Here is a 23,283-nt window from a genome sequence, read left to right on the forward strand (position 1 = left end):
TATGCTATAATCATAGCAAATCTGAATTACAAATGAAAGGAGTAGACACTATGCAGGAACTGACATGGAATAACGTATGCGCAATGCTTCCCCGACGCAGACGGGATGCCCAAAAGGGTGATTTCGGGCGGCTTTTGTGTATCACGGGGAGTCGGAATATGCCCGGTGCATGTGCCCTCTCCACCCGGGCAGCGCTGCGCAGCGGCGCAGGACTAGTGACCGTTGCCACAGCACCGGAAAATCCCATGCGGCTGGCGGCGGCGGAACCGGAGGCAATGTGGCTTTCTCTGGAGACGGACGAGGACGGCTTTTTGCGCAATGCGGTGAACCAGGGAAAGCTGGAACCCCATCTGTGCCGAGCGGATGCGATACTCATCGGCTGCGGTCTGGGCGTGACGGAGGAGACACGGGAACTGGTGCGCTGGGTACTGGAATCGGCGGCGTGTCCCGTGATTTTGGATGCAGATGGTCTAAACTGTGTGACTGACTGCATAGATTTAAGCAGACGGACGGGGACAGATTGGATCCTGACGCCGCATCCGGGAGAAATGGCACGGCTGACGGGACTGTCCATTGCAGAGATACAGGCAAATCGTGCGCAGACGGCGGCAGAGTTTGTCCGGAAATATCCGGTGACGCTTGCACTGAAAGGTGCCGGGACACTGGTTGCCCAGGGCGATCGCATGATGAAAAATCCCACGGGAAATCCGGGCATGAGCCGTGGCGGCAGCGGCGATGTGCTCGCCGGAATGATCGCCGCCTTTGCTGCGCAAGGTCTGCCTTCATGGGATGCCGTCTGCGCCGGTGTCTATCTTCACGGTGCAGCAGGAGATCTGGCAGCAAGAACTTGTTCGGAACAGGCAATGCTCCCCCGGGATCTTTTGGCATGTCTGCCCAAGGTGCTGCTGGAACTGGAACAGACCCGGGACAGGTGAAATCTGATACCCCGTCACAGGATGTAGAATTGTTTGTATAGATGCAGAGATCCTGTGAGGAGGAGTACATATGAAGCAAAATCAATATGCGGTTCTGGGACTGGTGCTGACTGGAAGTATGGCTGTTTTCGTAGGCTGTTCCAAGCCCGGTGGAGAGGATGCCAGTGCTGCCCAGAAGTTGGGCGGCAGTTTTACCACGGAAATGACCCTGGATATGGAGGAACTTCAGGCAACCGGTACACTTTCCCGTATGGGGGATGGCGTCTGGAGCGTATCCTTTGCGGAACCGACCACCCTTGCGGGCGTGGTGCTGGATTTTTGTGACGGCGAAGTGACTGCGTCCTATAAGGGGCTGGCATTTTCTGTGCCCCAGACGGCAATGCCGGCGAAATCTGTTCTCAGTAATCTGATCCAGGTGGTGGATTCTCTGGCGCAGCAGGAGGAAATTACCGGCGAAGCCAGTGACGGATATGTGCTGGTGGAGGGAGATCTGGAGGGCAATCCCTACACCCTGAAGCTGACAAAATCCGGTGAACTTGCCAGGTTTGAGATGGATAATCTGGATGCGGCATTGGGATTCGAACAGTTCCAGTCCGGCGCACCGGTTGCTACGGCTACTACAGCAGTGACTGAGGCGGAGACGGAAATGTCAGCAGAATAAGGAAAAATCGGCTTGCCGTTTTGCGGTAAGCCGATTTCGTTGTTGTTAATTTGAAATAATCAAGAATTGAGAGGTAAACTATCTACTATATGTACCAGAAATTGCAGCAATAACAGTGCATCGTTGGAATTAATAACCTGATCTCCGTTGCAATCTGCAATATGGAGTAGATCCGGTGTGATTATCAAATCGTTTCTTGCAATTATCTGACTCAAGCGAACTGCATCACATGTATCGACTCTTCCGTCTCGTGTGATGTCACCGCAGATGGAGTCATTATTTTCGTCATCCAAAAGAATATAAGTACAATCAATAATAGATAAGTCATCCATCCAGCTAACGCCAAAATAGGGCGATTCGTCTTCGAGAAGTGAACTATACATATATAGCATTTTGTCAGTGTATTTTCCTGCATAAGCATCAGCATCTAAAAGCTGCATCAAGTTTGCAGGAGAGATTCTCAGCTGTTTTGATTCGAAATAAACTGAATCATAACTTTTTGAAAGCTTTATGATTTGACTGACTGTATCGCTTAATATAGTGCCTGATTCATAGTTACTATAGATATGCAGAGCGTGGTTCAGGGAATCACAATACCAGGAAACGGAATCATCTGTCTGACCGCTTTCTGTGTAGAATGGTTCAGTTGCTGTGCCGTTTGGAATATATGTTTTTGTATCATCCCAATGAATGAGCCATTCTGTATAAGAATATTGGGGCGCAAATATGACATCAGCATTTTCAATCATATCATCATATGAAGTTTTGTGGTCTGGATATCCACCCCATTGCGCATCATAGCTTTTTGAAGAAACACGAACTGTTTTGACGTTTTTGAAGTCTTCAAAGAAGCTGTCATATACAGTGAGGTCGGCTTTACACAAATCAATTGTTTTAATCTGGTCGTTCCACATTGCCCAGGGCAAATCATCACTTGAAATATCATCGTCATGTTCAGGGAAATCCATTCCATCTGCACCAACAGTGGACAATGTTAATGTTTCATTTTCAAATGTCCATGTTGTTCGATTAGCTATACCGCAAACACCGGATGTGATAATGCTTTCTTCAGCGTATGCGTTGAATTCCAATACTTCGTGAACCGAGGCAGATGTTGCAAATAAGCAGATGGAAAGTAAAAATGCAATTGAATGTTTGAAAAAATTCTTATTTATCATTTATGATTCCTCCTCTAAAAAAAGCATTACAACTCAACTTGACCTGAGACAACCTTTTGAAATAATGTTACATCATCATTATCCAAATCTCCATCCATATCAATATCAGCAGCAAGCATACTTAAATATTTTTGTGCGTGAACACCACTAAAATAGTCAAATTCAAATACTTCATCAGCATTACTTGAGCCGGCGTTTAAGCGTGCAAGATAAGTAGTTAGAATATTCCAATCCTGGGTATCAATGGAATAATCATGATTAATATCTGCTCTTGCATATGTTCCGTAGTATAAAACACCTTGATTTGATGAGGAAAGAGTGTAATCAAAATCAATGGCATTATATAACTGAGCTTCGCTGTGGATTGAATTTGTGTATGAAATACTCGCAATTCCAAAGACTCTTGGATTGGTGAAATTCGGAATCGCTTTCAAGTTTGAGTATGTGATATCTTGGTATAATAGTCCGCTTGCATCATCAATGTATGATCCAGAAGAACTGCATGACCCCGTATATCCTTTATAAGTTAAAGCATTTCTCCCAGTTCCGAAATTTGTGATGCTTTGAGTATCCGCAGAAAGTGAAATGGTAATTCTCCGTTGAGCACTACTTGGCTTACTGTAGATAAATGCCACAAAATGTTCTGTATCATTCATCATAGTCTGATCATAATATGGAGTACCTCCTGATCGTGTAGTAGCCTCAGACTCAATATATGTTTCCATTAAGTCCCTTGTTTCTTCCAGAGAATATCCAATGTCCAAAAAATATTGTGCAGCTAGTTGCTCATCATCAACAGCATAGTGTACTGACACGATGATATTTTAACTAATCTATTTACTCAAATATTATGTAATATAGGAATTTCAGAGTGTTGAATATAGTTTAAATGTCAATATGTCAGTACAATAGGAAGAAACAAGGTTTGCTTCTTGCTGAACCTCATATTCCGAAGCAAAAGCCGGAATTGTTGTTGCAGACAAAGTTGCACTCAAAGTTGCCGCAGAAATACCTGCAGTGACTTTCATTAATATATTCTTCATTTTATCTTCCTCCTAAACATACTTGTTTGATTATGTTTTTCCTTTTATATGAGATCTCATAATTATATTATAGTCATAAAAAATTTTTTGTCAACTATTCTTTTTAAAAAATAAAAAATAAAAGAAAAAAAGGAATATTGCTAAATGACGATAATGTTTTATGCTTTTCACTTTAGATGTGACTGCTGAAATGTTATCTATCTAATCAAAACATAATAAAAGCGTGCGGATTCTTTGCAGAAGTACGCACGCTTTTTTAGATTATTCTTTTTCTTCTTACTTTTAAACAATTCTCAGGAGCATGCCGCTGAACGATGGCAGTTCCACCGTAAACTGCGTTCCGTTGCGTGTCCTGTCGCCGGGGATCATGTTCCTGTCCTCCGGTACGGTTCCGTGGAATCGTTCCCACTCTGTGTGCAGCAGGGGCTGAAGTGCTTCGCAGTCCGGTATAGTAACGGTATAAGTCTGAGTGCCCTCATCGGACATATGCAGCAGCACCAGCAGGCGGCTGTCTCCGGCACGGCGTTCCATGGCATAAATACAGTGTTCTTCCTGATGGCAGTCCACCCACCGGAATCCGTTTTGCTCATAGTCCTCTGCATACAGCGCCGGTTCGGTCAGATACAGATGATTTAGTTCCGTCATATAGTGGTGGAATGCATCGTGTATGGGATATTGCAGCAGTTCCCAGTCCTGCTGCTGCGCCTCTGTCCATTCCCGGAGCTGTCCCAGCTCGCTGCCCATAAACAGCAGCTTTTTTCCGGGATGAGTGTACATGTACAGATAGAGCAGACGTGCCTGTGGAAATTTCCCGTCATAGTCGCCGAACATTTTTTGCATAACGGTGGCTTTTCCGTGGACATTTTCATCGTGAGACAGGGGCAGCAGATAGGATTCATTGGGGAAGTACATCATGGAAAATGTCAGCTTATGGTATTCGTTTTTGCGTTCCCAGGGATACTGCCGGAAATAATCCAGCGTATCATTCATCCAGCCCATATCCCATTTATAATCGAAGCCAAGTCCACCTTGTTCTACGGGACGTGTTACGCCGCTGTAGTTGGTGGAATCCTCTGCAATGAGCATCGCCGTAGGATTCAGCCGGTGGAGCCCCTGGTTCATGCGCTGCAAAAAAGTGATACTTGCGGGATTTGTACCACGGGATTCCTCGCCGCCCCAGTAGATGAGCCGGCTCACAGCGTCCATGCGGATGCCGTCAAAATGGAACACGGACAGCCAGTAGTTGGCGCAGGACTGGAGAAAGCTGCACACCTCGCCTCGTGCGTGGATGAAGTTACAACTGCCCCATTCGCTGTAGTTGGTTTCCTTTTCCGGATATTCATACAGGGTGGTGCCGTCATAGTGGTTCAGGGCATAGCCGTCTACGGCGAAGTGCACCGGGACAAAGTCCATGATCACGCCGATGCCTGCCTGGTGACAGAGATTCACCAATTGCATGAGCTGGTGGGCAGTGCCATAGCGAGATGTGGGACTGAAAAATCCCGTGTTTTGATAGCCCCAGGAGCAGTCCGCCGGATGCTCGCTCAGGGGCATGAATTCAATGTAATTGTAACCGTGCTTTTTGACATAGTCCACCAGTTTCGGTGCAATTTCTTCGTAGGTGTACCAGCCGTTGGGATCGTCGGGATTGGTGCGCCAGGAGCCAAGGTGTACCTCATAGATATTCACCGGTTTGTGTTTATGGTCACCACGGTTTGCCATCCACGTTTTGTCGTGAAATGTGAAGTTGTCCAGATCCCGGATGATGGAGGCATTGTTGGGACGCAGTTCCATGCCGAAACCATAGGGGTCGCAGTGGTCAATGGTTTCTCCCTGGGGGTCTTGAGGTGTAATGCGGTATTTGTACATCTGTCCGGGCATGGCATTGGGGACAGTTAGCTCGTAGATACCGCCGTCATGAATGCGACGCATGGGCATGGGTTCCCAATCGCCGCCTTCCCAGATCAGGGAGACTGCTTTGGCGTTGGGGGCAAGGGTGCGGAAAACTACGCCGTTTTCTGTGATGTGTGCGCCGAAATATGTGTGGGCATCGAAGGCATTGCCCAGAAAGAACTGATGGATATCCATAGGAAATACTCCTCTCATAATCGTAATATCATAAGATCACCTCTAAAAACCGGTCACCCGTCATCTGCCTGCATAACCAGAAGATACATCTATTATACAAGAAAAAGGTACCGTTCTGCAAGCATCAAATTTCGATACAACGTTGTTTTCTCGACATCATATTAAATAAATGTTGATTTTAGACTGTTCCTTTTGAAATGTTGGAAAAAAATTTTGGAAACCCATTGCATTTTGACGGAACATGCGGTATAATAAAAGAGCAGACGACTCGTCCGTGCAGTGCATGGACAACTGTTGCAGTATAATTATTAGGAGGATATTCACTTATGTTAGTATCGGCAAAGGATATGATGCAGGCTGCTATGAACGGCAAGTATGCTGTTGGTCAGTTCAACATCAACAATCTGGAATGGACAAAGGCAATCCTGAACACAGCTCAGAAGCTGGGCTCTCCGGTAATTCTCGGCGTTTCCGGCGGCGCAGGCAAGTACATGACTGGATTCAAGACTGTTGCAGACATGGTAAAGGCAATGGACGAATCCCTGGGCATTACTGTTCCGGTTGCACTGCACCTGGATCACGGTACCTATGATCAGTGCTATGACTGCATCAAGGCAGGCTTCACTTCCATCATGTTTGACGGCTCTCACTTCCCCATCGAAGAAAACATTGCAAAGACCAAGGAACTGGTTGCAGTTTCTCATAAGCTGGGTCTGTCCATCGAGGCAGAGGTCGGTGCAATCGGCGGCGAAGAAGACGGTGTGATCGGCAAGGGCGAATGTGCAGATCCCCAGGAGTGCAAGACGATCGCTGACCTGGGCGTAGACATCCTGGCTGCTGGTATCGGCAACATCCACGGCGTATATCCGGAGAACTGGGAAGGTCTGAGCTTTGAGACACTGGAAGCTGTCAAGAAGGCTGTCGGCGATATGCCGCTGGTACTCCATGGCGGTACCGGTATTCCGGACGATCAGATCACAAAGGCAATCTCTCTGGGCGTTGCAAAGATCAACGTAAACACGGAGTGTCAGTTGGTATTTGCTGAGGCAACCAGAAAGTATATTGAAGAAGGCAAGGATCTGAAGGGCAAGGGCTTTGACCCGAGAAAGCTCCTCCTGCCGGGCTATGAAGCAATCATGGCAAAGGTTGAGGAAAAGATGAACCTGTTCGGCTCTGTCGGCAAGGCGTAAGTCTTTTTAAAATAACGCTCCGAGTCATAGAAAGGGATGTGTGCTATATGAAAACATTGAGAGTGATCGTATCCGTACTTGAAATCATGCTGAATGTGCTGGGGATTTGCTTGGCAATAAAAGCTTTGGTCGGTCTGACACATTCTGAAGAGGAAGAAGCGTAAAGATCAGCCGGGAGCGTTCCGGCAGATCTATGAGAAAAACCCGGTTTGCGGTGTAGTGCCGCAGACCGGGTTTTTGTTGTGTTTTTGTTGTATAATTATGCGATAATTGTATCCCAGCTGCAATCTGCGCCGACAGAGCTACGGGCATAGTAGCACAGGATATAATAGGCATCGGCTGTATTGATGCTACCGTTCTGATCCACATCCATGGCAGAAAGCTGGGCATCTGTAAAGCCTGTGGATGCGCCGACAGATTGTTTCGCATAGGCTGTGAGTGTCAGGTAGGCATCGTTTGTGTCAATGCTGTTGTCACCGTTGATGTCACCCCGGGATGGTGTGCCGCCGCTGTTATATGTGTAATCGCTGTTCTGGAGGACATAGTCGCTCCCCTGGAGCTTTACAGTTTTTCCGCCGGAGACGGTGATGGTGTAAGTACCGCCTGCATTTTTGGGGATGCTGGTGTAGGCGTAAAGTGTGGAATTGTTGGATAAACGGGGATTTTCATAGCCTGCCAGAAACAGTCCGTTAGTGGCGTCCAGATAATACCACTTTTCTGCGGATGTTCCTGTGTTCAGTCCAATGACATTCCAGACGTGATTCGTACCGGTCTGGCGGAGCGTTTGTAGTGTGGCGGACATGTTGTGCTGCTGTACCTGCCCGATCATTTTTTCCACCAGCTCTGTATATGCGGAACAAACGCCTCTGCCGGCAACGACCGGACCGGCGGCATTGTTGGTGAAACTGTTACAGAAAGACCATGTGCCGGTTTTTCCCTTTACCGTTCCGTTGGGATCTTCGATGTAGCTGTACCCATAGACCGTGTTCTGCTGAATGTGCTGATAGATGGCGCGGATGATACCGGCATCTGTCATGCCGGCGTTGCAATGGCTGCCCGTGAGTACACTGGTGCAATAGTTGTCGATGAGACGGTTCATGTAGGATGTGCCGCACAGTGCGTTTGCAAGGGACATGGTGGAGTTGTCTTTTGTATAGCCCCATACTTTTACGAGGTTGCCGGATGTGTCATAAATTTCGACTTCCTTGCACTTGCTGCCTGCCTTTTTGAAATCGCCTACGGAAATATCTGTGGTTTTCCCATTCCAGCGAACGTGCTGGATGGTGGCATTTTCAAAGGCGGAGGCGTGATAGTATACGCCGGTCTGGGGGACATAGAGTGTGCCGATCGTAAGATTGCGACAGGCATATTCCGTGACGTAGGCGGTGCCATCGGGAATGATCACTTCACTGGCACCCTGGTCGATGCGAAGAATCACGCTGCCCAATGCAGCCAGCCCCTTTCCGATCTCCGTGTGCTGGTCTGCATTATCCAGCCAGGGTGTTTCTGCAAAGGCATTGGGTTTCACCAAGTTCACTGCACTGCTCCCGGTGACGGACATGAGATTGGTGCAGTTCCGGAACGCTCCTTCGCCGATGGTTGTGACGCCGGTGAGATCCAGGGTGTACAGTTCTGTGCTTTCGGAAAAGGCATTGGGAGCAATGGTAATGCCAGAGCCTTTGCACTGTACAGCGGCAAATTCCAGGTTACTCCAGGGATAGTTGCCTTCTGCATATGTTTTCATGGTACCGCTGCCGGAAATGGTCAGGGTATCCCCGGTGAGTGTCCAGACCAGATTTGTGCCGCAGGTGCCGCTTTTCGTTGTAGTCAGCAGCTCAAATCTGGATGAGAACAGGGAACTTACGGGACTTCCTGCATAGCCGTAAAATACAGTGCAATCGGAAATATCCTCGGCAAAGCTGTCGATCTTTGCATTCTGCGGATGGAGAAATGTGAGATATTCATAGGAACTTCCCTGGAACGCCTTGGAACCGATGGTAGTGACAGACGCCGGAATCAGTGCCGTTTTCATATTCGTCTCATAGAACGCCTGTTCGCCAATGGTTTGCAGACCGTCGGCGAACATAACCAGCTTCACAGAACTGTTTGCAAAGGCGTGATCTTCGATGGTTGTAACAGAGGCGGGAAATTTGATCTTTTGCAGAGGCGTCCGATAAAAGGCGTATGCGCCCACAGTGGTAATGCCAGAGGGAATGGTGCAGGCGGTGGGTGTGCTGCCGTTGGGGAACTGGAGCAGCTTTGTTCCGGATTTGTCTGTGAGGATTCCGTTGATAGAGCTGTACACCGGATTGCCCAATTCCACGTCAAATGCCTTTACATTGTCGGAATAGATGATGGAGCGGATCTCGGTGACTGTTTTGGGAATGGACACGACACCATCGGGAATGTCTGCTTTCGGTGCGACCTCGTAGAGGATGGTCATGTCTTTGCTGTACAGCACGCCGTTTTTCAGCGTGAGATAAGGGTTGTCCTCGCTGAGTTGTAGATCCATTAAGCCTGGATGATCCTGTAGACTGGATATATCAGAAGAATGGAGAATTTCCTGGAAATTTGAACCCAGCCCAAGATACCACAAATTCGGAAAAGAGTTGTCATAGATGGTCACCACTGAATCTGGAAGATCAACAGAGGTGACAACATAATCTATAAAACTCTCATATTTTTTTATAATTTGAGGGAATACGTTTTTTCCGATGGTTTGCAGATTTTCTGGGAATGTAAATTTGTTTGCATCGACTTCTGTCCCAGCGAAGGCATTGTCTCCGATGGAAGTGACTGTATCCGGCAAGGTGACACTCCTTAGTTCTTCACAGCCGACAAACATCTCAGATGGTATCTCTTCTATGGAATTGCAGAATGTGACTTCAAGAAGACGCTTGCAGTTCTGGAATGCATCCGGGCTGATGTACTCCACCGTTTCTGGAATGGTGATTCTTCGTATGCCAGTATTCTGAAACGCACCTGCTTCAATTGTCTTTACGGTTTCCGGTATTGTGACATCTCCCAGATTTGCACAGTCTTTAAAGTAACCGTCCGGGATGGATTCCATGGAATCCGGGAGGATGATGTTGTATGTTGCACTGCTGTTGCAAGTTTCGAAATAGGGCTGAATTTCTTGTGCGGACATATCATTGCAGAAAGTAATTTCCCAGATATCTTTACAGTTATCAAATACGCCTTCTCCTATAAACGCAACATTTTTTGGGATATTTGCATAGTGGACACCAGAGTCAGAAAAAGCACGTGCGCCGATGGATTGCAGACTTTCTGGCAGTGTTACATTATGTAAATGGGTATAGCCGCTAAAGCGTTCATCTGGAATCTCTGTCACATCGTCCGGTACTGTGATATCGTAACTCGGCTCCCATGCATTGAATTCCCCTGTATTCGAAAAACTTTTTTCTATGTTGTCACCAGCATAATAGGTAAAATAAGGATTTTCAAAAACGATTGTTGTTGCATATGGAGTACAGCAGCTTTCGAATGCAGCTTCGCCCATGGTTGTGACACTTTCAGGAATGGCAACTGATTCGTTAAAATTACATAACCAGCAGTTGGAAAAAGCGTGAGGAGCAATTTCTGTGAGAGCATCTGGCAATATCAGAGTATGCAAAACACATCCATCAAAATAATACGCCGGCAGATATGTAATTTCGCCGGACATTGTAAAATTTTTCAGATTCTCACATCCATTCACCAACCGATCGTTCTGATCTGTGGGCACATAGCTGTCCGGCAGTGTCAATGACGTCAGACCGGAATAGGAAAACGCCTGGTTGCCGATCTGCGTGATCTGATCTCCCAGAGAGAGTGTCTCCAGACTGGAGCAGGCATAAAAGGCTTCGCTGCCGATGGCGGTGATATTCTGGGGGATTTGGATCTGAGAGATGCCGCTTTCTGCAAACATGCGGTCGGAAATTTCCGTCATCTCCTGGGAAAGTACCGCCTTGGACAGAGATTCACAGCCGGAAAAAGCACCGGCACCTACCGTTGTCACAGCATCGGGGAGCCGGATCTGGGTCAGGCTGGTATCCGCAAAGGCACTCTTGCCGATCTCGGTCAGGGTTGATGGCAGATCGGCAAACACCAGGTCGTTTTTGGAAAAGGCATATGCACCAATGCTTGTGACACCTTCTTCCAGCCAGACCTCTTCGTAATAATAATCGCTCCATGGATAAGCGCCGGCTTCCGAGTCCGTCATGTCTCCTGTGCCGGAAATGCACAGAATGGCATCTTTGACGCTCCATTGCAGGTTGTCATAAGTGCCGGAGCCGGTATAGCTGACCGCTTCTGCGGAGAATGCCGGCAGGAGCAGACAGGCTGCCGCAGACAGAAACGTGCCGATACAGAAGCTTTTGAAATAAAATTGCATTTGGATCATCCTTTCTTAAAACATAAAAGTTTCATCTGATTCCCTTTTCAGATACCTAGAGTATAGCACATTTTACGGATTCTGTCAAAGAAAAAGGGCGGATTTTCATAGAATTCTTCCTGTTCACAGAACATTTACGTATTTCTAGCAGGAGAAACACAATTTTTGATTACAATATCGAATATGGGATGCTTTATGAAAATTCACAGAAAGGATGTTTTACTTATGAAACCATTTATGCGATATGTTGCTGCCGGAATTGCCGCTGCGCTTGCTGTCGGCAGTCTGTCCGCCTGTCCGGCGGTGTCTGCTGAGGGAGTTGCCTATAGACGGGGCGATGTGAACGGGGATGAGATTGTCAGTTCGGATGATATGTTTTTTGTAAAGCAATATCTTGTGCAGATCAGAGACGGCGAGCCTACTACACTGACGCAGATGCAGATGCTGGCGGCAGATGTGGATTTGGACGGGGAAGTGACAATGATGGATATGTTCATTATTGGACGGTATTACGTATTTGTCAGTATAGGATATGATGGGACAGAGGAAGAATTATGGGAAATGGCAATCCAGGAGGAGAGAGAGTCTCCCCAGGAAGATTATGACTTGCATGAAAGGGTTCCATGTGATGAAGAAGTTTTCGTAGAAATCGGTACTGTGGAAGTTCCGGAATATCTGCTGCGGCGGAATTATCACGAAGTAACGGTGCCGATTTATGTGACGACCATGTCAGAAACCGGGTTCGGCAGGTTGAGTTTTGGTGTGTCCACAGAATCCGAATTGCTGACGCTGGGCGGTGACAGAAAGGGTGACGGACAGTTCACGTGGATGGGTTACAGTTGTACAGGAGATAGGTATTTTGAAGAAAAAACAGAACTCTTAACGCTTATGTTTGAAGTTTCATCGGATGCCAGGATCGGCGATGTCTATCCCATTCATTATGAGACACAAAGCCAGGACGGAACGCAGAAAGAAACTTGCTATAGCTATGAATACTTGATGAATATCGTCCCCACAGACGGCGCTGTGAAGATCATCGGCAACACCGGCGATCTGAACAGTGATGAGGAGGTCACCGCCGCCGATGCCTACGAGGTGCTTCTGGGCTACAGCCAGATGTCTGTGGGTGCAGCGTGCAGCCTTTCTGACGGGCAGAAGATCATTGCAGATGTAAACAGTGACGGCAAAATTGATGCTGCGGATGCGTATTATATTTTATTGTACTATGCGAATCAGTCGGTGGGAAATGACATCTCCTGGCGTGAACTGACGGATACAATGGGTGCATAAGCAGCATAAAATGTCCCGGGATGCCCCGCTTCCCTGCGATTCCGTAAATTTTTTGGGAAAAAAGCGTACTTTTTTCTTCAAAACCCTTGATTTTTTCTTTTTGTGGTGTTATAATAAAGATAATCATGCAGCCAAAGACCGGAACCCCACCGGTCTTTCGTTTATATAAGTACCTGCTGCACTGGTTCGGAATCATTCTCAGCGCAGCAGAGCACGCTGAAAAAAAGGAGCAGATGCCATGAAAATGAAAAAATTCGGCGGCACAGAACGGACGGTCTACGACCTTGTGAAGCCGATCGCAGATCAGTTCGGGTATTCCATCTGGGATGTGAGCTTTGAAAAAGAGGGTGCCTACTGGTACCTGCGGGTCTTTATTGACCATCCCGATGGGATCACCATTGAGGACTGCGAAAAAATGACACGCCCGGTGAATGCCGCTGTGGATGCGGCAGATCCCATTGCACAGGCGTATGTCCTGGAGGTCGGCTCTGCCGGTCTGGAACGGGAACTGAACCAGCCCTGGCATTTTGAAGCGACCCTGGGCATGGAAGTGCGTGCTCGTGCCATTCGTCCGGTAGACGGCGTGCGGGAATGGATCGGCGTGCTGACGGCATATGATACGGCGCAGATCACCATCCAGCCTGAGGATACAGAAGAACCGGTGACACTGGCACTGGAAGATCTGTCCTATGTACGGCGGTATGTGGCTGTAGAATTTTAATCAATGGAGGCATAGAGAGAACATGGACAATAGTTTTTTTGAAGCGCTTTCCTCTCTGGGGAGCGAAACAAATGTAGATACGGAGCTGTTGGTAGAAAAAGTAAAGTCTGCCATGCTCAAGGCGGCACGTAAGGCATATCCCGACAGCGAAGAAAATATTCGTGTGGAGATCGATCCGGCAACCAAGACCTTTGAAATGTACCTGATACAGACCGTTGTGGACGATGAACCCATTGACGAAAATGAGGTCAACATTGATGTGGCACGCACCATGGATCCCAATGCCTATGTGGGCGGTACCGTGGAAAAGCGTCTGGATATCGCAAAGTTCGGCCGTGCAGCAGCACAGTCGGCAAAGCAGTCCATCAAGGGTGATCTCCGTGAGATCAACCGGGAACGCATTCTGGGTGAATTCCAGGACCTGGAGAACGACTGCATCACCTGTCAGGTATCCCAGGTAGAGCCGGGCGGCACGGCTACCATGCTCTATCATAAGACCGAGCTGTATCTGTTCCGGAACGAACAGATCCCCGGGGAAGTCCTCAAAGAGGGACAAATGGTAAAAGTATACATCACCACCATTGCCAATAAGCAGAAAAAACCCATCATCAAGATTTCCCGTGTCCGCAAGGAACTGGTAAAGCGGCTGTTTGAACTGGAGATTCCGGAAATCTATGATGGCACAGTAGAGATCAAGTCCATTTCCCGTGAGGCAGGCTCCAGAACAAAAGTGGCTGTCTGGTCGAAGGATCCCAATGTAGATGCCATCGGTGCCTGCATCGGTCCGAAGCGTTCCCGTATTTCTGCCATTGTGGAAGAACTAAACGGCGAAAAGATCGACATCATTCCCTACAGCGAAAAGCCTGAGGAATTCATTGCAAAGGCACTGGCGCCGGCAACGGTTCTGGATGTGACCATTCTGGACGAGGAAGAGCGTACCTGCACTGTAAAGGTACCCAACAACCAGCTTTCTCTTGCCATCGGCAATAAGGGACAGAATGCAAAGCTGGCAGCAAAGCTGACGGGCTATAAGATCGACATCAAGCCGGAATTCGATGTGCTGCACACAGCAGCAGAAGAGACTCCGGCACCGGCAGAGGAAATCCAGACACCGGAGGCGAACAGCGTTGAAGAGTAAAAAGGTTCCCATGCGTCTCTGCGTGGGATGCGGTGAAATGCAGCCCAAAAAGGAATTGATCCGGGTGCTCAAGAACACAGACGGTTCCATTGGATTGGATTTTACAGGAAAAAAGTCCGGACGGGGCGCATATTTATGTAAGAATATGGACTGCTTCACAGCTGCACAGAAAGGACATCGGATAGAGCGTTCTTTCGGCTGCCGGGTACCGGAGGAAGTATATGAGGAGATGAAACATGCATTACAGGCAGAACTGGCAGGGTCTTCTGACCATCTGTCGTAAGGCAGGAAAGCTTGCAATGGGACTGGAGCCGACAAAGGATGCGCTGTATCGCGGCATTGCTGCCGGGGTGCTCACGGCATCAGATGCGTCGGAAAAGTCCCGGAAAGAGGCTGCTTTTTTCAGCAGCCAGGCGGAAGTGCCCCTGATCGAGCTTCCCTTTTCCAAGGCGGAAATGGGACAGATCATCGGTCGTGCCGCCGGAGTGCTCGCCGTGTGCGATGACGGCTTTTTCCGCAGAATGCAGGAAATTGCCGCACAGGATGAGACGGAAACAGAATGATTATTCAATTACCGCAGGAGATGCGGCGATAGAATGGCTGAACCAATCGGTTGGTGTCAGTTTTGTACACAGTGAAAGGGTGCTGTTGTGGAGAGTGGCTTCATCAAGGCATCCGCAGTAGGAAGAGGAGGATTTCGCCTATGACGAAGAAAGTAAAGCTGAGCGATGTTGCACGGGATCTGCAGATTCCCACCCAGGAACTCATTGCGTTCTATCAGGAACGGGATGCAGACGGCGTCAAGAAAAAGGGTGTGACCGGTCTGACGCCGGAAGAAATCAATCTTGCGCTGGAGTACTATTCCCAGAAGTCACAGGTAGAGAACTTTGAAGCTTATTTTGCATCGAAGGATACGCCGAGACCGAAGCCGGCAGAGAAGAAGTCCGCTGAGAAGAAGCCGGCGGAGAAAAAGACATCAGAAAAGAAACCGTCTGAAAAGAAATCGGCAGAGAAAAAGCCGGCAGAGAAGAAAAAGGCTGCGCCTCAGAGTGCGAAGAAGCCTCAGGCAGAAGCAGTTGTGGAAAAGGTTGAAAAGAAGGTACAGCCGCAGAAGTCCCAGCCGGAGAAAAAGCAGGAAAAGCCTGTGGAAAAGAAACCGCAGACAGAAGCTGCACCGAAGAAAGAGCAGTCCCGGAAACAGCCCAAGCAGGCGGCAAAGGCACAGAAGCACGGCGAGCGTCTCCACGTGGAAGTCGAGATGGCATCTGCAGACAGCATCACCACAGAAAAGCGCCGCACAGTAGATACCAGAGGCTCTTATGTGGATCTGGATAAGTACAACCAGCGGTATGAGCAGATCGCTCCTGCTGGGAAATACAGCAATGACAAATATTCTACCAAGAAGCAGAAGATCAACCAGAAGTCTGCACAGCGTAACAAGCAGAAGTATTCCAACAAGCGGGAGACAGAACAGGATAAGCTCCGCCGTCTGGAACTGGAGCGTGCCCGGAAGCAGCAGCTACGTGTACGCATTCCAGATGTGATCACTGTGGGCGAACTGGCGACCCGTCTGAAAGTTACTGCAACAGAAGTCATCAAGAAGCTGATGATGCTGGGAGTTATGGCAACCATCAATGAGGAAATCGACTTCGATACCGCATCTCTGGTAGCAGAAGAACTGGGCGCAAAGGTTGAGCATGAGGTCATTGTGACCATTGAAGAGCGTCTGATCGACGAGGACGATGACGCAGAGGATACCGAAGAGCGCTGCCCGATCGTTGTCGTTATGGGTCACGTTGACCACGGTAAGACTTCCATTCTCGACCGCATCCGTCACGCACATGTTACCGAAGGAGAAGCCGGCGGTATTACGCAGCATATCGGTGCATATCAGGTGCAGTATGAGGGTAAGGATATTACCTTCCTGGATACACCGGGTCATGAGGCATTCACCGCAATGCGTGCCCGTGGTGCCAATATCACGGATATTGCCATTCTGGTCGTTGCCGCAGACGACGGCATTATGCCTCAGACAGTAGAGTCCATCAACCACGCCAAGGCGGCAGGGATCTCTGTCATTGTGGCGATCAACAAGATGGATAAGGAAGGCGCAAACCCGGATCGTGTCAAGGAAGAGCTGACCAAGTATGGCATGGTCTGCGAAGAGTGGGGCGGCGATATCATCTGCGTTCCCGTTTCGGCAAAGACCGGTGAGGGAATTGACGAACTGCTGGAAAACATTCTTCTGGTGGCTGAAACAAGCGAACTGAAAGCAAATTCTCACCGTCGTGCAAAGGGTACGGTTGTGGAGGCACGTCTGGATAAAGGTCGTGGTCCTATCGCAACACTGCTGGTACAGAACGGTACGCTGCATACTGGTGATGTCATTATTGCAGGTACTGCCGTAGGCCGTGTTCGTGTTATGTCCAATGACAAGGGCGTTCCTGTAGAGACAGCAGGCCCGTCTGTTCCTGTAGAGATCACCGGTCTGGCAGAAGTGCCGGAGGCAGGCGATACGTTTAACGCTGTAGAGGACGAACGTCTGGCAAGAGAACTGGTAGAACAGAGAAAGCATGAGGCAAAACAGGCGAAGTTCAACGAGTATCAGAAGGTAACTCTTGACAACCTGTTCAGCCAGATCGAGCAGGGCGAAATGAAGGAACTGTCTCTCATTGTCAAGGCAGACGTACAGGGTTCTGTAGAAGCTGTGACCCAGTCTCTGGAAAAGCTGTCCAACGAGGAAGTGCGTGTCCGTGTCATCCACGGCGGTGTCGGCGGTATCAAGGAGAGCGATGTCATGCTGGCAAGCGCATCCAACGCCATCATCATTGGCTTTAACGTGCGCCCGGATCAGACCGCAGAGGAAATCGCTGCCCGTGACAAGGTGGATATCCGCACCTATCGTGTCATCTATGATGCCATCGAGGAAATTGAAACGGCAATGAAAGGCATGCTGGCGCCGAAGTTCCGTGAGGTTGTTATGGGACGCATTGAGGTACGTCAGGTTTATAAGATCTCTAACGTGGGTGCAGTTGCCGGTGCCTATGTCCTGAACGGCAAGGTTACCAGACAGTGTCAGATTCGTGTGGTTCGTGACGGCATCGTCATTGCAGAGGATAAGATGTCCAGCCTGAAACGGTTCAAGGATGACGTGAAGGAAGTCGGCGAGAGCTATGAGTGCGGTATTACCCTCGAGAAGTTCCGGGACTTCAAAGAAGGCGACATTTTTGAAGCGTTTATCATGGAAGAATACAGAGACTAAACCATGCGTAACTAATGCATAATGGGCATCTCTAAAAACTCTGAATCTGTCAGATGTGGTGCAGATTTGCGACAGCTCCCCTTTCGAAAAAACGCAGGAATACTCGATGTATTTCAAGTTTTTTCGAAAAGGAAGATGGCGTAAAGATGCGCCGCAGATGACGGGTGAGCGGGTTTTTAGAGGTGACCTAATGAATAAAAAAGGAGGCCGTGAAGCATGGCGAATTTTAAGGCGAACCGGACGGAAGAGGATATTCTGCGTGAAATGACTGCCATTCTGCGTGAACTGAAAGATCCTCGCATTGACCCGATGCTGACTGTGGTGCGTGCAGAGCTGTCACGGGATCTCTCTGACTGTAAGATATTTGTTTCCAGTCTGTCGGGGCGGGATGCGGCAAAGCAGTCCTGTCAGGGACTGGATAGTGCCTCCGGCTTTATCCGCCGGGAGCTGTTCCATCGGCTGAAGATCCGGAAGTGTCCGGCGCTGCACTTTGTGGCAGATGATTCTATCGCCCACAGTGCGGAGATCAACCGGATGCTGCATGAAATTCAGCCGCCGGTGGAAGAACCTCAGGAAAAGGAGTGACAGCTTATGCAGCAACTGACTTTGGCGCAGACAGCCGCATGGCTGAAAGATTGTAACGACGCATATATTCTCATTCACAGAAGTCCGGACGGGGACTGTATCGGCGCAGGGTATGCCCTGGCAGAAATGCTGCACCAGATGCAGAAGCGTGCAGTGGTGCTCTGCGATGAACCCATTCCGGAACGCTATCGCTTTATGCTGCCGGAGTCCCAGGAACAGGAGACCTTTGAGCCGGGCTGTGTGATCGCAGTGGATGTGGCTGACCCGAAACTTCTGGGCAGCGAATTGCAGGAAAAATACGGAAAATCCGTAGATCTGTGTATTGATCATCACGTTTCCAATGTGCCCTATGCCAGCGCTCGGTATCTGGATGGCAAGGCGGCGGCAACCTGTGAGATCCTCTATTCTCTCTGCCGGATCCTTCCGGTGACCATGACCAGATCCATGGCGCTTTGCCTGTATACGGGCATGGCGACGGATACAGGATGTTTCCAGTATGACAACGCAGGTCCTCATACCCATCGTGCTGTGGCAGATCTGATGGAAATGTGCCCCGATGTGCCCTATGCGAAGATCAACCGGCAGATGTTTGCCGTAAAAAGCTTCGGCAGACTCCAGCTGGAGCAGCTGCTCATTGACCGGCTGGAACGGTATAAGGACGGAAAATGCATCCTCATCTGTATTACCCAGGAATTTTTGCAGAAGTTCCAGGTGGATGAGGCTGAGCTGGACGGCATTGCCGGATTCCCGCTTCAGGTGGAGGGTGCTCAGGTGGGCATCACTATGAAAGAAAAGGAACCGGGAAAATTCCGGGTCTCTATGCGCTCGGCAGATCGGGTGAATGTTTCCGCCATCTGCCAGCTGCTGGGCGGCGGCGGTCATATTAAGGCTGCTGGCTGTCTGGTCTGCGGCACAGCGGATGAAGTACGGGAAAAACTGCTCCGTGCAGTTTCGGAAGGATGGAGCATTCAATGAGTCAGGAAACGATACAGGGCGTACTTTGTATGAATAAGCCTGCCGAATTCACTTCCTTTGATGTGATCGGAAAGCTCCGGGGCATCTTGCGTATGCGGCGGCTGGGACACACCGGCACGCTGGATCCTATGGCGACCGGTGTTCTGCCGGTGCTGGTGGGACGTGCCACCCGGGCGTGCGATATTCTGCCGGATCAGGACAAGACCTATCGGGCTTCGGTTCAGTTCGGCTGGGAGACGGATACAGAGGACGTCTGGGGCGTGCGAACGGCGGTTTATCCCGGGATGCACGTAACAAAAGAAGCACTGGAATCGGTGCTGTCTCAGTTCCGGGGAGAGATTCACCAAGTGCCTCCTATGTATTCTGCTGTATCTGTGGATGGAAAGCGGCTGTATGAGCTGGCGCGTAAGGGCGTTGTTGTAGAACGTCCTGCACGGACGGTACAGATTCATGCATTGACGCTGGAGGCGTGGAATGAAAATGCACAGACGGCAGAGCTTTCGGTGTCCTGCGGAAAGGGAACCTATATCCGCACACTGCTCTCCGATATCGGAAAGGCGTTGGGCGGCGGTGCTGTTATGACAGCGCTCTGCCGTACCCAGGCAAGCGGATTTTCTCTGGAGCAATGCTATACCTTTGAGGATGTCATGGGTTTTTGCCGGGAAGGCAGTCTGGCTTCTCATCTGATTCCAACAGACAGACTGTTTGCTGCACTGCCGGCGCTGCATCTGACGGAAAAGCAGTCGCAGCTCTACGGAAACGGTGTCAAGCTGTCTCTGGAGCAGATTCCGGAATATCAGGATTCCCAGAGGGAATACCGTGTTTATGATGCGGAACAGGCATTTCTGGGCACGGCACTGGCAGAGCCGGAGACCGGCGTGCTGCGTGTGGGAAAAAATTTCAAATAGAAAGGCGGCGTGATACGTGGAGCTGCTGAAACACACGGATGCGCCCCTTTTGCAGGAAAGTGCCGTGGCACTTGGATTTTTTGACGGCGTACATCTGGGACACCGTGCTGTGCTGTATGCCGCTGTGGAATGTGCCCGGGAAAAGCAGCTGATGCCCTGTGCATTTACCTTCGCGGCGGATTCTGTGCCGGTGAAGCGGGGTGTTCCCCTGAATTATCTGTATACGGATGCGCAGAAATATGCCCTTATGGCAGACTGTGGCGTGGAAGGGGTATACTGCCCGGCATTCGGGGAATTGTGTGCCCTGGACGGTGAATCGTTCTGCCGGAAGGTGCTTGTGGAATTGTTTCATGCCAGAGAAGTCTTTTGCGGCGGAGATTTTCGCTTTGGCGCAAAGGCGGCGTGGGATATTGCTGCATTGGACGCATTCGGCAGACAGATGGGATTTTCGGTACATCAGGTGGAGCCGGTGCGCTGTGACGGCGAAAAGGTCTCCTCCACTGCCATCCGGGAAGCAGTGAAACAGGGTGAGCCGGAACGTGCGGCGAGATTGTTGGGTGCGCCTTATCATGTTAGCGGCAGAGTGGTACACGGTGCTGCTTTGGGCAGGACAAGGGAAGTTCCTACGATTAACATGTCCTTTGCAGAGGGACAGATCGTGCCTAGGTTTGGCGTGTATGTATCCCGGACAAAGACACCCCAGGGAACGTTCGATTCTGTGACGGATATCGGCGTAAAGCCTACTGTGAGTGAGGAACAGACGCCGGCGGCGGAGACATTTCTGCTGGATTTTTCCGGTGATCTGTATGAACAGCCCTGTACTGTGGAATTGCTGCATTTTCTGCGTCCGGAGCGGAAGTTTCCGGATGTGGATGCGTTGTATCAGCAGATCGCACGAGATCAGGCAGAATGCCGGGCATGGCTGCAGCGGAATACAGCATGTCGGTAAAATACGAGTGCATTTTTTATATTTTCTCAAAAAGGCTGCTTGGCAATGAAGTTATTTTGATCCAGCAATTTTTTCAAAAAATGCTGGCGAGGTCCAGGGCGAGGGCTCCACGAGCCCGTCCCGCCTTTTGAGCCCTTTAAAGTAAGGCAATACCGCACAAAGATTGTGCGTCAGATGCGCCGTCAGATTTTTCGTCAGATGAAACAAAAAGCGCAGTGAATACTTTGTGTATTCACGAGCATTTTTGTGAAATATGACGGAAAATATGCAAGCATATGACGTGCAAAGCCGTCAGGCGCTCTTTGTGCGGTGTTGCCGTAAGAAAAATCTTGCAAACGTTCCGGTGGGACGTTTGCAACGAGTTTATATATTCATATAAAAAAGTATATAGTGTTATATTCACTTTTGAAAGGAAGTACACGCAATATGAGTAAGCGAGTAAGAACCAGATTCGCACCGAGTCCAACAGGATATATGCACATCGGCAACCTGCGGACGGCGCTGTATGCCTATCTCATCGCCAAAAAAGACGGCGGCGATTTTATCCTCCGTATCGAGGATACCGACCAGGAACGGTATGTCGAGGGTGCAGTTGATGTGATCTACGATACCCTGAAAATTGCCGGTCTGAACTGGGATGAGGGTCCGGATATCGGCGGCCCTGTGGGACCCTATGTGCAGTCTGAGCGTATGGGGATGTTCAAGTCCTATGCAGAGGAACTGGTGAAAACCGGTCATGCCTACTACTGTTTCTGCGACAAGGAACGGCTGGATGAGGTGCGCAAGATTCAGGAGGCATCCCGTATCGCCCCCATGTATGACCGCCACTGCCGTGATCTTTCCCCGGAGGAGGTTCAGGCAAAGCTGGATGCAGGTGTGCCCTATGTCATCCGCCAGAAAATGCCTCTGGATGGAACTACCACATTCCACGATGAGATCTACGGTGATATTACAGTGGAAAACAGCACGCTGGACGACCAGATCCTCATCAAAACCGACGGAATGCCCACGTATAATTTCGCAAACGTAGTAGACGACCACCTCATGGGCATCACTCATGTTGTCCGGGGCAATGAGTATCTCTCTTCCGCACCGAAATACAATCTGCTCTATGAGGCATTCGGCTGGGATGTTCCCACCTATGTCCACTGCGCACCGGTTATGAAAGACCAGACACACAAGCTGTCCAAGCGTAATGGTGACGCTTCTTTCCAGGATCTCATGGAAAAGGGCTATCTGCCTCAGGCAGTGCTGAATTTCATTGCACTGCTGGGCTGGGCACCCACAGGTGAACAGGAGATCTATACCCTGGACGAACTGAAGCAGGTGTTCTCCATCAGCGGTATCAGCAAGTCTCCGGCAATTTTCGACAGCCAGAAGCTCCGTGCCATCAATGCCGCTTATGTACACAAGATGACACCGGAGGAATTCCAGGAGGCTGCTGTGCCCTATATCCGTCAGACAGTTAAGAGAACGGATATCGACCTGCCGCTGCTGTGCAGTGTACTCCAGAACCGGACAGAGGTGTTCTCCGATATTCCGGAACAGGTGGATTTCATTGACCAGATGCCGGAATATAATCTGGAGATGTATCGTCACAAGAAGATGAAAACCACACCGGAAACGGCGCTGGAGGCTTTGCAGGCTGTCCTGCCGGTACTGGAAGGTGTTGACACATGGGATGTGGAGCATATCCATGAAGTATTGTTTGCGAAGATCGCAGAGATGGGCGTAAAGAACGGCTGGATGCTGTGGCCGGTTCGCACGGCTGTTTCCGGAAAGCAGTTTACACCGGGCGGCGGTGTCGAATTGTGCGCAATTCTTGGAAAAGAGGACACACTGAACCGGATCCGCAGTGCAATTGACACACTTTCGGCAGCCTGCGCAAAATAAAAGTGTATCTTTCGTTATGCTATCACGCTTTTATCACAAATCTCTGTTACACTAATGCCAGTATCTGCGTGTGC

Annotated in this window: 19 protein-coding genes; 14 read left to right on the forward strand and 5 right to left on the reverse strand. The window is 49.5% G+C overall.

Features of this window, described 5'->3' with window-relative positions; translation table 11 throughout:
- Positions 1-50: 50 nt before the first annotated feature.
- A complete protein-coding gene (locus Q0418_RS03420; protein ID WP_298482237.1) occupies positions 51-935 on the forward strand; it encodes an NAD(P)H-hydrate dehydratase in 885 nt (294 codons plus the stop codon).
- 70 nt (positions 936-1,005) lie between these two features.
- Positions 1,006-1,596, forward strand: a complete 591-nt coding sequence (locus Q0418_RS03425; RefSeq protein WP_298482239.1) for a hypothetical protein — start codon at positions 1,006-1,008, stop codon at positions 1,594-1,596.
- Positions 1,597-1,655: 59 nt separating this feature from the next.
- Here Q0418_RS03425 and Q0418_RS03430 read toward each other — a convergent pair whose 3' ends face one another.
- From Q0418_RS03430 to glgB, 4 genes are all read right to left on the reverse strand, one after another.
- Positions 1,656-2,774 (reverse strand): dockerin type I repeat-containing protein, encoded by a 1,119-nt coding sequence (locus Q0418_RS03430; RefSeq protein ID WP_298482241.1) that lies wholly within the window; start codon positions 2,772-2,774, stop codon positions 1,656-1,658.
- Positions 2,775-2,800: 26 nt separating this feature from the next.
- A complete protein-coding gene (locus tag Q0418_RS03435; RefSeq protein ID WP_298482242.1) occupies positions 2,801-3,589 on the reverse strand; it encodes a hypothetical protein in 789 nt (262 codons plus the stop codon).
- Between the two features lie 51 nt (positions 3,590-3,640).
- Positions 3,641-3,817 (reverse strand): hypothetical protein, encoded by a 177-nt coding sequence (locus tag Q0418_RS03440; protein WP_298482244.1) that lies wholly within the window; start codon positions 3,815-3,817, stop codon positions 3,641-3,643.
- Between the two features lie 282 nt (positions 3,818-4,099).
- A complete protein-coding gene (gene glgB / locus Q0418_RS03445) occupies positions 4,100-5,905 on the reverse strand; it encodes a 1,4-alpha-glucan branching protein GlgB (protein WP_298482246.1) in 1,806 nt (601 codons plus the stop codon).
- Positions 5,906-6,231: 326 nt separating this feature from the next.
- Between glgB and fba the strand changes: the two genes are divergently transcribed.
- Positions 6,232-7,095, forward strand: a complete 864-nt coding sequence (gene fba / locus Q0418_RS03450) for a class II fructose-1,6-bisphosphate aldolase (protein WP_295217763.1) — start codon at positions 6,232-6,234, stop codon at positions 7,093-7,095.
- A gap of 259 nt (positions 7,096-7,354) precedes the next feature.
- Here the strand turns inward: fba and Q0418_RS03455 are convergent, their stop codons facing one another.
- Positions 7,355-11,488 (reverse strand): leucine-rich repeat protein, encoded by a 4,134-nt coding sequence (locus Q0418_RS03455; RefSeq protein WP_298482248.1) that lies wholly within the window; start codon positions 11,486-11,488, stop codon positions 7,355-7,357.
- 225 nt (positions 11,489-11,713) lie between these two features.
- Here Q0418_RS03455 and Q0418_RS03460 point away from each other — a divergent pair, with 225 nt between their 5' ends.
- From Q0418_RS03460 to gltX, 11 genes are all read left to right on the forward strand, one after another.
- Positions 11,714-12,778: a dockerin type I domain-containing protein gene (locus Q0418_RS03460; protein ID WP_298482250.1), complete on the forward strand. Its 1,065-nt coding sequence runs from the start codon at positions 11,714-11,716 to the stop codon at positions 12,776-12,778.
- 238 nt (positions 12,779-13,016) lie between these two features.
- Positions 13,017-13,499, forward strand: coding sequence for a ribosome maturation factor RimP (gene rimP, locus Q0418_RS03465; protein ID WP_298482252.1), 483 nt, complete (start codon positions 13,017-13,019; stop codon positions 13,497-13,499).
- A 22-nt stretch (positions 13,500-13,521) separates the two neighbouring features.
- A complete protein-coding gene (gene nusA, locus Q0418_RS03470; RefSeq protein WP_298482254.1) occupies positions 13,522-14,637 on the forward strand; it encodes a transcription termination factor NusA in 1,116 nt (371 codons plus the stop codon).
- The gene (locus Q0418_RS03475) at positions 14,627-14,920 is read left to right on the forward strand and encodes an RNase P modulator RnpM (protein ID WP_298482256.1); all 294 of its coding nucleotides are present in this window, start codon (positions 14,627-14,629) and stop codon (positions 14,918-14,920) included. The genes nusA and Q0418_RS03475 overlap by 11 nt, the downstream gene beginning before the upstream one ends.
- Positions 14,874-15,200, forward strand: a complete 327-nt coding sequence (locus Q0418_RS03480; RefSeq protein WP_298482258.1) for a ribosomal L7Ae/L30e/S12e/Gadd45 family protein — start codon at positions 14,874-14,876, stop codon at positions 15,198-15,200. Before Q0418_RS03475 ends, Q0418_RS03480 begins: the two co-directional genes overlap by 47 nt.
- A 140-nt stretch (positions 15,201-15,340) precedes the next feature.
- Positions 15,341-17,899, forward strand: coding sequence for a translation initiation factor IF-2 (infB, locus tag Q0418_RS03485; RefSeq protein ID WP_298482260.1), 2,559 nt, complete (start codon positions 15,341-15,343; stop codon positions 17,897-17,899).
- 216 nt (positions 17,900-18,115) lie between these two features.
- A complete protein-coding gene (gene rbfA / locus Q0418_RS03490) occupies positions 18,116-18,484 on the forward strand; it encodes a 30S ribosome-binding factor RbfA (RefSeq protein WP_298482262.1) in 369 nt (122 codons plus the stop codon).
- Between the two features lie 6 nt (positions 18,485-18,490).
- A complete protein-coding gene (locus tag Q0418_RS03495) occupies positions 18,491-19,459 on the forward strand; it encodes a bifunctional oligoribonuclease/PAP phosphatase NrnA (RefSeq protein ID WP_298482264.1) in 969 nt (322 codons plus the stop codon).
- Complete coding sequence (gene truB / locus Q0418_RS03500) at positions 19,456-20,367, forward strand: tRNA pseudouridine(55) synthase TruB (RefSeq protein ID WP_298482266.1); 912 nt, start codon at positions 19,456-19,458, stop codon at positions 20,365-20,367. The genes Q0418_RS03495 and truB overlap by 4 nt, the downstream gene beginning before the upstream one ends.
- A 16-nt stretch (positions 20,368-20,383) precedes the next feature.
- Positions 20,384-21,316, forward strand: coding sequence for a riboflavin biosynthesis protein RibF (gene ribF / locus Q0418_RS03505; protein WP_298482267.1), 933 nt, complete (start codon positions 20,384-20,386; stop codon positions 21,314-21,316).
- 426 nt (positions 21,317-21,742) lie between these two features.
- Positions 21,743-23,209: a glutamate--tRNA ligase gene (gene gltX / locus Q0418_RS03510; RefSeq protein WP_298482268.1), complete on the forward strand. Its 1,467-nt coding sequence runs from the start codon at positions 21,743-21,745 to the stop codon at positions 23,207-23,209.
- Positions 23,210-23,283 lie beyond the last annotated feature (74 nt).

Source organism: uncultured Ruminococcus sp., from assembly GCF_937915125.1.
In the GTDB taxonomy this organism is placed as follows: domain Bacteria; phylum Bacillota; class Clostridia; order Oscillospirales; family Ruminococcaceae; genus Ruminococcus_C.

Coding starts and splice junctions, on each gene's coding strand:
- nusA (WP_298482254.1), top strand. CDS start 13,522: ATGGACAATAGTTTTTTTGAAGCGCTTTCCTCTCTGGGGAGCGAAACA.
- fba (WP_295217763.1), top strand. CDS start 6,232: ATGTTAGTATCGGCAAAGGATATGATGCAGGCTGCTATGAACGGCAAG.
- infB (WP_298482260.1), top strand. CDS start 15,341: ATGACGAAGAAAGTAAAGCTGAGCGATGTTGCACGGGATCTGCAGATT.
- Q0418_RS03425 (WP_298482239.1), top strand. CDS start 1,006: ATGAAGCAAAATCAATATGCGGTTCTGGGACTGGTGCTGACTGGAAGT.
- glgB (WP_298482246.1), bottom strand. CDS start 5,905: ATGGATATCCATCAGTTCTTTCTGGGCAATGCCTTCGATGCCCACACA.
- Q0418_RS03455 (WP_298482248.1), bottom strand. CDS start 11,488: ATGCAATTTTATTTCAAAAGCTTCTGTATCGGCACGTTTCTGTCTGCG.
- truB (WP_298482266.1), top strand. CDS start 19,456: ATGAGTCAGGAAACGATACAGGGCGTACTTTGTATGAATAAGCCTGCC.
- Q0418_RS03440 (WP_298482244.1), bottom strand. CDS start 3,817: ATGAAGAATATATTAATGAAAGTCACTGCAGGTATTTCTGCGGCAACT.
- Q0418_RS03460 (WP_298482250.1), top strand. CDS start 11,714: ATGAAACCATTTATGCGATATGTTGCTGCCGGAATTGCCGCTGCGCTT.
- Q0418_RS03480 (WP_298482258.1), top strand. CDS start 14,874: ATGCATTACAGGCAGAACTGGCAGGGTCTTCTGACCATCTGTCGTAAG.
- rbfA (WP_298482262.1), top strand. CDS start 18,116: ATGGCGAATTTTAAGGCGAACCGGACGGAAGAGGATATTCTGCGTGAA.
- Q0418_RS03420 (WP_298482237.1), top strand. CDS start 51: ATGCAGGAACTGACATGGAATAACGTATGCGCAATGCTTCCCCGACGC.
- Q0418_RS03495 (WP_298482264.1), top strand. CDS start 18,491: ATGCAGCAACTGACTTTGGCGCAGACAGCCGCATGGCTGAAAGATTGT.
- rimP (WP_298482252.1), top strand. CDS start 13,017: ATGAAAATGAAAAAATTCGGCGGCACAGAACGGACGGTCTACGACCTT.
- Q0418_RS03430 (WP_298482241.1), bottom strand. CDS start 2,774: ATGATAAATAAGAATTTTTTCAAACATTCAATTGCATTTTTACTTTCC.
- gltX (WP_298482268.1), top strand. CDS start 21,743: ATGAGTAAGCGAGTAAGAACCAGATTCGCACCGAGTCCAACAGGATAT.